Annotated in this window: 8 protein-coding genes; 2 read left to right on the top strand and 6 right to left on the bottom strand. The window is 39.2% G+C overall.

Going from position 1 to position 3554, the window contains the following annotated elements; all coding sequences use genetic code 11:
* Nucleotides 1-322: TetR/AcrR family transcriptional regulator (locus tag AC1DRF_RS19745; RefSeq protein ID WP_477741475.1), on the bottom strand; the 322-nt coding region annotated here is incomplete at its 3' end.
* A gap of 303 nt (nt 323-625) precedes the next feature.
* Between AC1DRF_RS19745 and AC1DRF_RS19750 the strand changes: the two genes are divergently transcribed.
* Nucleotides 626-994, top strand: coding sequence for a nuclear transport factor 2 family protein (locus tag AC1DRF_RS19750; RefSeq protein WP_043981384.1), 369 nt, complete (start codon nt 626-628; stop codon nt 992-994).
* Between the two features lie 60 nt (nt 995-1054).
* Here the strand turns inward: AC1DRF_RS19750 and cotJC are convergent, their stop codons facing one another.
* The 3 genes from cotJC to AC1DRF_RS19765 are packed head-to-tail and all read right to left on the bottom strand — an operon-like array spanning nt 1055 to nt 2151.
* Entirely contained in the window at nt 1055-1624 is a 570-nt protein-coding gene (cotJC, locus tag AC1DRF_RS19755) for a spore coat protein CotJC (RefSeq protein WP_013083974.1), read from the bottom strand.
* 21 nt (nt 1625-1645) lie between these two features.
* The gene (locus AC1DRF_RS19760) at nt 1646-1906 is read right to left on the bottom strand and encodes a spore coat protein CotJB (protein ID WP_028409289.1); all 261 of its coding nucleotides are present in this window, start codon (nt 1904-1906) and stop codon (nt 1646-1648) included.
* A complete protein-coding gene (locus tag AC1DRF_RS19765; protein WP_013057939.1) occupies nt 1903-2151 on the bottom strand; it encodes a spore coat associated protein CotJA in 249 nt (82 codons plus the stop codon). The genes AC1DRF_RS19760 and AC1DRF_RS19765 overlap by 4 nt, the downstream gene beginning before the upstream one ends.
* 201 nt (nt 2152-2352) lie before the next feature.
* On the opposite strand from AC1DRF_RS19765, the gene AC1DRF_RS19770 reads away from it, so the two are divergent.
* On the top strand, nt 2353-2715 hold the full coding sequence (locus AC1DRF_RS19770) for a transporter (protein WP_427075941.1): 363 nt from the start codon (nt 2353-2355) through the stop codon (nt 2713-2715).
* Nucleotides 2716-2767: 52 nt separating this feature from the next.
* Here the strand turns inward: AC1DRF_RS19770 and AC1DRF_RS19775 are convergent, their stop codons facing one another.
* Both AC1DRF_RS19775 and AC1DRF_RS19780 read right to left on the bottom strand, forming a co-directional pair.
* On the bottom strand, nt 2768-3397 hold the full coding sequence (locus tag AC1DRF_RS19775; RefSeq protein WP_477741476.1) for a homoserine/threonine efflux transporter: 630 nt from the start codon (nt 3395-3397) through the stop codon (nt 2768-2770).
* Nucleotides 3398-3424: 27 nt separating this feature from the next.
* Nucleotides 3425-3554 (bottom strand): helix-turn-helix domain-containing protein (locus AC1DRF_RS19780; RefSeq protein ID WP_477741477.1); only part of this gene is annotated, 130 nt, incomplete at its 5' end.

Below are 3554 nucleotides of genomic sequence, written 5' to 3' on the forward strand. Positions count from 1 at the left end.
GAGTTTTAATAAATCCAAGAGCACGAGGATGATTTTTAGTAAATGTCACCATACCTTCAAAGATATGATGAAACCCATCTCGGTATCCATCTCTTTCGTTTGCCAGACCGCTTTCAATGCACTGTAAAAACTCGTTTACGTGCTGTTGAAATAATTCATTTACAAGGCTTTCTTTATTTTTAAAGTAGCGATAAATTGTTCCTGCTCCTACTTTGGCATTTTCTGCAATCATTGGCATCGTGGTTGCATCAAACCCTCTTTCTGCAAACAGCAGAAGCGAAGCAGAAAAAATCGCTTTTTGTTTTGTTGGAGTAGATTCCACTTTATCACCTCTTTCTAAAAGCGGAATGAACGTTCATTCCGCTACAATTACAAGTATAAAAAACTGCATCTTAATAGTAAAAAGATAACTAGAAAAGTGGAAAGAAAAGGTTCTTTCACTCTAACTTTCTACCATTTAAAGGTAATTAACCGAGTCTTTCAGAATCTTTAGTGCTTACAGAAAATTAGTCCACTTATCCCCTCTATTAACATAATTTAGTAAAACTTATTAAGGACAGAAGTTTAAAGGAAAAGCAACGTGGAAATAGAAAAGAGTTACACAAGGCGTAAAGGAGGATTAAAAATGAATCAAGCAAGAGTTATAGAATACGAAGAAATGCTTCGCTCAGCCATGCTTTCTAATAACATAGAGCTATTAGAAGAATTACTTTCAGATGAGCTTATTTTTGTGAATCACCTTGGGCAATGGTTGTCAAAAGAAGAAGATATAAATGTTCATCGTTCAAAAAGTCTTGATATAGCGGGCATGGAAGTGTTGGAACAAGAAGTTAAACTGTTTCAAGAACTTGCCGTTACGATTACAAAAATAGCGTTGAATGGGGCACTGGCAACTGGTGAATCGATCGGAGGCGAATACAGCTATACGCGAGTTTGGAAAGATGTTGAAGGGAAATTAAAGGTTGTTTCTTGTCACTGCAGTTCTAGCGTATAATCGACGCTGCCATAATAAAAAACATCCCTCCTGTACTAAGAGGGATGTTCCTTTTGCTCGTTAAAAGATTTTCTTTCTGTCTCTGTCATCTTTTAAAATCTCCACGGCCTCGCGGAACCGCTGTGAGTGAACAATCTCTCTTTCTCGTAAAAATCGTAAGCTATCGTTTAAATCAGGATCATCTGATATATCAATTAACCATTGATATGTAGCTCTTGCTTTTTCTTCTGCAGCTATGTCTTCATAAAGATCTGCAATCGGATCTCCTTTTGCCTGTATATAAGTAGCTGTAAACGGAACCCCAGCAGCATTATTGTAATAAAGTGCACTATCATGGTTCACATAGTGTTCTGCTAATCCCGCTGCCTTCAGCTGCTCCGGCGTTGCATCTTTTGTTAGCTTATAAATCATCGTAGCAATCATTTCAAGATGAGCAAACTCTTCTGTTCCAATATCGTTTAGCAGTCCAACCACTTTATCGGGAATTGTATAGCGCTGATTCAAATAACGAAGTGCTGCTGCAAGCTCTCCGTCCGCTCCCCCGTATTGTTCCATTAAATATTTGGCAAGCGTTGGATTACACGTGCTTACTTTCACTGGATACTGCAATTTCTTTTCATACACCCACATATAGCTCCCGCCTTTATCTGCTTATATTTGCCATGGCCAAGGGCTTGTTCCCCAGCTCCACTTTCCGTCGGTATAGCTGTTTCCATATTGCTGAAGCGGCCCGTACTTTGTTTCAAAGGTTCTTTTTAACTGCATAGCCTGCTGCGCGTATTCGTTAAACTGCTGCATAGCCTGCTGGTCATTTGGATGGGTATCTAAATACAGCGTTAATTCTACTAGTGCAAAATCAATCGCCTGTATTTCTTCTAAATCCTGATAGTACTCCGGAGGTAGATTTTTCATTCTTCATCCCTCTTCTTATCTTTGTATGGATTTTCATAGTAGTCCCAAAAAGCCGGCCACAGCGTTCCTTTTTTTAGCGCTTCTTTCGGTGAAAACTGCTGCAGATTCGGCGGCTGAAATCCCATGTATAATTGAGGCGGCGTAGAATAATATTTAACTCCTATCGGCCGGCAAGGATCATAGATACTGTGGAAAGGTTGATAGGTCTTAACCGGTGTAAACATCTTTTTTGGATTGTTATCCATGAAAAGTCCTCCTCTAAAAACACACTCTGTTTTATCCTATTCAGCTTTTATCGAGTTCATGAAGGAATTTATTTCCGACTTAGGAACCAAACTTTTCTTCATAAAAAAGACCTATGTAAAAAACGCTGTAATTGCCCAATCCCTTTAGGCAGCTTTCTCATACTTTATAAAATAGTGATAAAAAATAGAGGTGATTAAAAAATGGACATTAACTACATGGATTTTTATTTGTACCCGACAAGATTTCCTGGACCTCAACTCCCACCCGGTCCACCTAGACCACCAGGCGATTTACCTACACCTAGCCCGGAGCAAGCCCCAACTTCCCCTCCGCCGGCATTTATTCCGGCTCAACAAACGGCAACTCCATTTGCCGTTGACCCAGGAGCCATTTCTCTATGTCTATTCCGCAACACGTTCATATGGCTTAGAAACGGCTCTAGCTTCTGGTATTTTCCTATTTTTGTAGGCCCGCGATCGGTTGCAGGATTTAGATGGAACGGACGTTTTTGGACCATTTTCGGTGTGGATACACGACAAATTGTTTCGTTTACGTGTTTTTAAACGTAAAAAAAGCCTTATTTTTCAATAAGGCTTTTTTGCTTACTAACTACGATTACACTATTGTTCTTATTCCAAAACCAATCAGCAGCACGCCACTGCATCGTTGAAAGGCTTTTTGAAACACCGGTTTTTTAAACCATTTTTTCACGTAATCTATTACATACACCAAAATTAAAAACCACCCTACCGCTATAAGCGTCAGAATAAAACCGAGTATCAGCAGCTGTTGATTTGTGTGTGCATCCAAGTTAATAAACTGTGGCATAAACGTAATATAAACTAATACCGTTTTAGGATTAAGAAAATTACTAAGAGCCCCTTGCATATATGATTCTCTATAGCAGCGACTAGATGAAGACTTTACAGTTTTTGTTTCTTCTGAAATGGCATCTAATGAGAGCRTATTTTTGGTCAGAAATATTCTGATGCCTAAGTAAAATAAGTACGCTGCCCCTATGTATTTAATCGTGTTAAACAGATACACCGACTGCGCAATAGCAACAGACAAGCCAAGCACAGCAATTAACGTCCAAAACGCGAGGCCTGTAGCCATGCCGAGTATAGTAAAACGTCCTGCTTTTGCTCCGTGATGAAGCGTATTTTTCATGATAAGAATTGTATCAGCACCAGGTATCATCGACATAACCAGCGCCATCAGCATGTAAGCAGCTAAATGATCCACAGCTCTTCTCTCCCTTCTAAGCTATTACTAGCATCCTGTTTTCTTTTCACTTTCAAATATTTTCATGTATTGTTTTGGCGTTAGCCCAACCTGACTTTTAAAAAATTTAGTCAAATGACTTTGATCACTGAAGCCAGTTAAAAAAGATACGTCAATC

It is taken from the genome of Priestia sp. P5_B4 (assembly GCF_056400385.1).